General features: G+C 47.0%; 5 protein-coding genes. All 5 read right to left on the bottom strand.

The genetic code is table 11. From position 1 onward, the window contains the following. The coding region (locus DTF_RS22945; protein ID WP_193352695.1) for a glycosyltransferase at window positions 1-853 on the bottom strand (853 nt) is incomplete at its 3' end. A gap of 45 nt (window positions 854-898) precedes the next feature. Then, entirely contained in the window at window positions 899-2,767 is a 1,869-nt protein-coding gene (gene asnB / locus DTF_RS0109830) for an asparagine synthase (glutamine-hydrolyzing) (protein WP_027715185.1), read from the bottom strand. 5 nt (window positions 2,768-2,772) lie between these two features. Further along, window positions 2,773-4,056, bottom strand: coding sequence for an O-antigen ligase family protein (locus DTF_RS0109825; protein WP_081702899.1), 1,284 nt, complete (start codon window positions 4,054-4,056; stop codon window positions 2,773-2,775). A 12-nt stretch (window positions 4,057-4,068) separates the two neighbouring features. Further along, the gene (locus DTF_RS25455) at window positions 4,069-5,187 is read right to left on the bottom strand and encodes a glycosyltransferase (protein WP_081702898.1); all 1,119 of its coding nucleotides are present in this window, start codon (window positions 5,185-5,187) and stop codon (window positions 4,069-4,071) included. Beyond that, window positions 5,184-6,539 (bottom strand): hypothetical protein, encoded by a 1,356-nt coding sequence (locus DTF_RS0109815; RefSeq protein ID WP_027715182.1) that lies wholly within the window; start codon window positions 6,537-6,539, stop codon window positions 5,184-5,186. The genes DTF_RS25455 and DTF_RS0109815 overlap by 4 nt, the downstream gene beginning before the upstream one ends. Window positions 6,540-6,553 lie beyond the last annotated feature (14 nt).

Raw genomic sequence — 6,553 nt, 5'->3', positions numbered from 1 at the left:
TGTCGATCATGTGAACATTGTTCAGGCCCAACTCCTGGATCATGCGGCGCAATGCAGGGCTAAAATCCCCTTCGGGGTTGATGCCGCCGATAATGTAAAGGGCGACCGGATGTAACCTTGTCAACTCTGACATAATGCGAATCAGTTCATGGTGCCCTTTGCGTTCGATCAAGGAGCCCACCGAAACCATGATTTTACCCTCTTGGGCCAATCCAAGATTCCTCCGGCAAGTCTCCTGGTCTCGATACCGAAACTGGTCGATATCGACTCCATTCAAAATCACCCGGACCTTTTCCGGCGGCACCCCCAGATCGACCACCAAATCCTGCAGTTCTGCGCTGAGGGTGATCACGAAGTCCGCCTGCCGCAACAGGTACTCTAAAAGCTTCCGGCGCAGAGTCAACTCGCCGAGGTAAAGCGCCTCACGACCCCGGATGGTGACGATGAGTTTCTTTTTGAGAAGCCTTGCAAGCACAAACCCTGTCAAAAGATCCGGGTAAGTCCAGTGGACGTCCACAATGTCATAGTCGAAACTCTCCCGATTGCGCAGCCGCAGTGCTGCCGGAAAGGCAGAGGCCAGAAAAGAGAAAGCATCCAGGATTTTCAGATAGCGGGGAATGACGGGGAATCGTGGCCGCTGAACATCAATTCCCCTCCATTTTTCCCGAATGGCAAGCCTGCTCCCAAACCCTCGGCCCATCCATCCCATGAAAGGGAACCACTGAACCGGCGAGATCACCTTGACGTGACACAAGCGGTTGACCGCCTGCAGTCTGTTGAACACAAAAACGCCATACTCCCGCGCCTCCGCGTTGGGGAACAAATGACTGATTGCCAGCACCTTGATTTTCATCTTCGGAATTTTAACCTTCCCGCAAAACAACCCACTAATTCAGACTTAATAGCCGAATTGCCTGTGCCACTCTTCCAGCACTACCAGTTGCCAAAGCTCACGATGGTTGCTTTCAACTCCACTGCGATGTGCCAACAATATCCGTTCAACCTCCCGGCGATCAAAATATCCTCGCATCGCCTTCTGAGACAGCAGCAGATCATGGGCATAGGAAAACAACTCTCCACGAAACATGAGTTCCAAGGGTGTTGGAAACCCCATCTTCTTGCGCTTGAGCACCGAGGCGGGCAACCGGTTTTGCAAAACCTGCTTCAGCAGGAACTTGGTTTCGCCATGGTGGATTTTATACCTGGAAGGTACCCTGGCCGCATATTCCACCAGGCGGTGATCCAGAAAAGGCACACGCAGCTCGATGGAGGTGGCCATGCTCATACGGTCGGCCTTGATCAGCAGATCATCGACCAGCCAGGTCTTGGTATCGAAGTGCAGCATGCGGCTGAGCGGATCCCAACCTTTGGAGTCTTTAAAGATGTTTTCCAGAAAACCCGCCAAGGACTCGCTGCCTTGGCGCGCAACCTCCCCAAAATCGGGATCGTAGAGACTGAATTTAAGTTCGCTCTCGTAGCTGGAAATCCCACGATAGCGTTTTTCCAGGGACTCGCCGGCGAGAGCGAGATATTTGCGCAATTTCTTTACCCGGATTAGTCTTCGACCTATCGAACTGAGCGCCCGGCTGCCCTGATCGCCCAAAACGTCTCTGGCTCGATCAATGGCCAAGTTATAATTGTAGAAATCATAACCGGCAAACAGCTCATCGGCCCCCTCACCGCTGAGACAAACGACCACATGGTCACGAGCCAGACGCGAGACCTGAAACAAGGAGATAGCTGCGGCCTCGGTGACGGGTTCGTCCATGTGCCAACAGTAGTGGGGTATAAAATCAAGGAACTGACGGGGCGAAACGAAAATCTCGTGGTGGTCGGTTTGGAAGCGAGCGGCCACTTCGCGGGCATATGGGGTTTCGTTATACTCAGACCCAAAATCGTAGGCGACCGAAAAGGTCTTCAGCCCGCTGCCGGCGCCGGGCGCCAGTAGTGCAACCACCGCGCTGGAATCCAGTCCCCCACTGAGAAACACCCCAAGCGGTACATCGCTGCGCAGGCGAAGAGCCACGGCATCAGTGAGGAGTTCTTCGACAGCTTCCTTGTGCCGTTCGAGACCGGCGTCATTCTGATCAGCAAATGAAAGGTCCCAGTATCGAATGGTTTTAAAAGAACCTTCGGCGCAGGTAAAATAATGCCCGGGAAGAAGACGTTTGACCCCGCGGTGCAGAGTCTCCTCGCCAGGCAGGTAACCGAACTCCATGTAGGCATCGATCAAGGAGGGGTCGATTCCGGCGGGTGGGCTGACCGCAAAAATGGATTTAATCTCCGAGGCAAAGATCAGGCGTTTCCCGTCATAAAAATAATAGAAAGGCTTAATCCCCAACCGGTCTCTGGCTGCGAACAGCTCTCTGGTCTGGCGATTCCAGATGGCGAAAGCGAACATTCCGACAAATCGCTCCAGACACTGGGGCCCCCAGCAGATATATGCTTGTAGCAAGACCTCGGTATCCGAATGGGAGCGAAAGACATGGCCGCGGGTCAGCAACTCGCGGCGGATCTCCAGGTAATTGTATATCTCACCATTGAAAACGATGACATAGCGCCCATCCGCACTTTGCATCGGCTGAGCCCCCGCACTGCTCAGATCGATGATACTTAGACGCCGGTGTCCCAGGCCAATGCCGTCGTTTTCGAGCACCAGACACCCCTGCCCGTCGGGCCCGCGCCAGGGCATGCGGTCGGTCATGGCGGCAATCTCCGCCGCGCGGGGTGGGTCAGTAAATGATAAGATTCCAGCTATACCGCACATAATTATCACTTCAGGTTAGCATCTCGGGAAATCGCAACTGACTGAGGGGAAACCTCAGGGGACTCGGTCTCCCACCGGCGAGCTTGCGCAGTCAACGCAGCCGCAACCGCAATTGGCCAATAAAGAAATTCATGCTCTGCTTTATTTTGAAACATACAGACGACAAGCAGACCCATTATGCTTATTTTGGCTATCATTGCATAATGTGGGATATATTGTGGTTTCTCGTACTGACCCTCCCATTTCGCCAACGCCGATAATTTTTTCAAAGTAATGAAAAACAAAAGTAGAAAAGTAGTTATGCCAATTATTCCTTCTTCAGACAGAATCTGGAAAAAAGTATTATGGGTAACCCTGGGGTGTTCCACATATTTATGTGCAAGGACATAGTAGTTTTTTCCGCCCACGCCAATTATCGGATTGTCAAGAAACATCTTCGTCGCCCCACGCCATTGCTCAATTCGTCCCATGGCCGAAGCATCTTCCTCGTATTCTTCCATAGTTTTAATTCGTTGAAAAAACTCGGAAGGGACCATGAAGCTTCCTGCCAAAATAAAAACCAATGCCCCTCCGATAAAGATGAGTTTTCTTTTGACATAAATGAAATACCATGGCAAACAAACCAAAACCGCCACAACAGCTTGCCGAGACTGTGTACAGACCAAACCTGCAATCAGCAGGCAAAAACACGCCAGGGCTATCCATCGCGGTGCCCCCTGTTTCTGGATGAATTTAAAATAAGCGACCGGCAGAGCCCAGACCATGGCTGCGGCTATCTGATTTGAACCAAGGATCTGCCCGCCCCCAAATCCTTCAAGACGTACATTTCCGAGAAGATATTGTTCAACGCCCCATGCAGCAAGGAAAGTAATGGACAACAAACATGTCCAATAAAATATTCCAAGATCACGCTCTCCATTCAGACAGGCTTTTAACATAAACCAGAATAATCCAATCTTTAGAAACATAACTGCATATTCTCTGCTGAGGGCAATATCTCCTTTTGCAAAAAAAGCAGATAAAACGAATGAACTTAGTAAGCAAACCATCAACTTAGAAAAAATATCGCCAAATATATGTAGTTTCAGTCCCTTATGAAGTATGACAACTAATAAGATAACATTTAGAACCATTACAATTCTATATTCAGTTAATCCCCAAATGTATTTTTCAGGATATATAAAATACATTCCTATGATTAAAGCAGCTAAAACTACAGGCGTAGTTCTAAAGGACTTGACAACAAAACAAAGGCATATTACCAGATATATTAAAAGGCGAATACTCATTCGAATCTACCTTTAGATAGAAATTCCATAGAGCTTCTTGTAGTTCGAAATCATTTGTTCGAGAGAAAACTGATTTACTGTTTTATGTCTATTGTAAATCCCCATTTTATCAGCAAGACAGGGATCGTCGATAAGACATCGAATACTTGAGAAAAATCCCTTCCAGTCATCATGTTCAACAAGAAATCCTCCATGGCCAGAATCGATCAGCTCATGGTTGCCTCCTACTCGGAAAGCAACGACAGATACCCCGCTTGCCATGCCTTCCAAAAGCACATTCGACATCCCCTCACTGGCAGAAGGCAGCGCCAGGACATTAAAGCAATTAAGCAATTCGGCAACATCGTCGCGTGGGCCTAACAGAGAAACATTGCTTTTGTAATCATGTTTGCACAAAATGCTTTCAACACATTCCCTTAGCGGACCATCACCGACAATTACTAGACGAGCTGACAATCTTGTATCAAGGAACTCGCCCACCATCCGTTCAATGCCTTTTCCCTCGCAGAGACGACCAACGACACCGACGACTTTTTCCTCTTCCCCCCACCCTAATCTCGCTCGTAATTCTCCACGTTCTTTCGGACAGAACCGCGACAGATCTACACCGTTAGTCACAACTTCAACCGGCCGGCAAAGGCGGTACAGTTCGGTGATCTCCCTCCCCAACTCGCGGGAAACGGCCATGACGGAGTCAACACGGGAAAAGAGGAATCTTTTTATTGTGTACTTCAATTTTTTATGCTGCCAGACATCGTCAAAATGACGACCGTGTTCTGAATAGATCACCTTATTTACACCAGCCATTCTTGCCCCCAAAATCCCTTCCGCCATCGTAGCCCATCCCCGCAGATGTACGACTGAAATCTTCTCTTTCATAAAAATCTTTGCAAGCTTAAAAGGGACCATTATATCATTCCCTTCTCTTTTGTTTAATTCATGAAAAATGACATTATCTGATTTAACTCTTTTTTTTATATCCCCTATGTTTGTAAGCGAGCATATAACATGAAAAACAGATTGGTCTACCAATCTATTGACAATATTGATGATACCGTTCTCAGCACCACCAATATGTGAAAACGAGTGTATGACATGACAGATGGCATGACGTTTAGTTTGAGGCGTCATAGGATACACTTTTCAAAAAGATCCACCAATTTTTTGGTCAGATTCCGACTCTCAAATTTATCCCGTTGGAAAGTAGTTCCATAGTCAAAAATTTCATTATTTTCTTTCATAATGATAAGTTTTTCGAGAGATGCCTCTATCTCTGATTCAGACTCTGGATCAACAACCATTCCTATCCTCTCTTCATGCACCAGATCAGCAGTCGCTCCATCGTGAGTCAAAGCCAACACCATCTTTTTGGCAGCAATGCATTCGAACAACTTGCCAGGGATTTGAAGTGAGGTATTCGGTTGAATGATCAACTGGATATCTGAAATAAATATCTCCTCAAGTGCTTTACAGTGATCCACAGGCGGCACAAATGTAACCAGATCATCAATGTCGAATTCAGTACTTCTCGCAATATCACAAATTGATGAATCAAACTTTCCTACAAATTTAAGATTGAAATTTGCCGAATGAATAATTCCTTTTTGTTTCAAATTTACAATGGCCTTAAAAAGGTTTATCGGTGATCTAGGGCCATACAATGAACCGACATGACTTATTTTCAGTTTATTGTCTTTAGATTTGTTATTTTCAGTAAATAGGATTCTAAAATCATCATCAGAAAATCCGTTGCTGATCCAAACAAATTTTTCTTTATTTTCCCAAGAGTAAAATGAAGCAAATTCACTGCATGCACGCTTTGTATTTGCAACAACGTAGGATGCAACTGAAATTATTTTTCTTTCTAATAAAGTCTCTATTTTTTCAACAAGTGGATGCTTGATGTTTCGATATGGATTCTGGATCCAAGGGTCGCGAAAGTCCACAATCAAAGGACGCCCAAGGACCAAGGAGATCAACATCCCCACAAGATGAGCCGTCCATGGACTTCCAGAGGAATAAACTACCTGACAGCCCGATCGAAAAGCAGAGAATGCCCCCTTGACGAAAGCAAAAGGCAGCCAACCAACTTGCCTATCGGGTATTCGAAACATTTCGATGAGTAAATCCATGCCTTCTTTGCAAAGGGTCACCGAACGCCTTGCCCAGGTTTTTCTGGTAGTAACCACGCATCGTCTAGCCCGATCAATTTTCTCCGAATTACCGGAACCTGGTCTTTTTTCCAGGAGATATTCTATTGGGTGAAAGTCGAGGGCTCGGACCAGAACGCATTGTTGCGGTATCTTTTCCGAGAGAGATGGATCTTTAAGGTAATAATCGGTGACAAACCTGGGGTTACTGGTCAATACAATTGGCTGCCAACCGAATGAGTAAAACCTCCTCAAGAACCTCAGGTGTCTTTGTGTCGCAGCCCCGGCAATCGGCGGCATTTGATAGGCTATGAAGAGAACTTTGTTTTTCAAGCTCTATCAACTCC

The sequence above is a fragment of the Desulfuromonas sp. TF genome (genome assembly GCF_000472285.1).
In the GTDB taxonomy this organism is placed as follows: domain Bacteria; phylum Desulfobacterota; class Desulfuromonadia; order Desulfuromonadales; family ATBO01; genus ATBO01.
The sequence above is the reverse complement of the archived record's forward strand: the minus strand, read 5'-3'. Positions and strand labels throughout refer to the sequence as shown.

Bases quoted from the DNA above. Each gene is read 5' to 3' on its own strand.
- asnB (WP_027715185.1), bottom strand. From the start codon at position 2,767: ATGTGCGGTATAGCTGGAATCTTATCATTTACTGACCCACCCCGCGCG.
- DTF_RS0109825 (WP_081702899.1), bottom strand. From the start codon at position 4,056: ATGAGTATTCGCCTTTTAATATATCTGGTAATATGCCTTTGTTTTGTT.
- DTF_RS25455 (WP_081702898.1), bottom strand. From the start codon at position 5,187: ATGACGCCTCAAACTAAACGTCATGCCATCTGTCATGTCATACACTCG.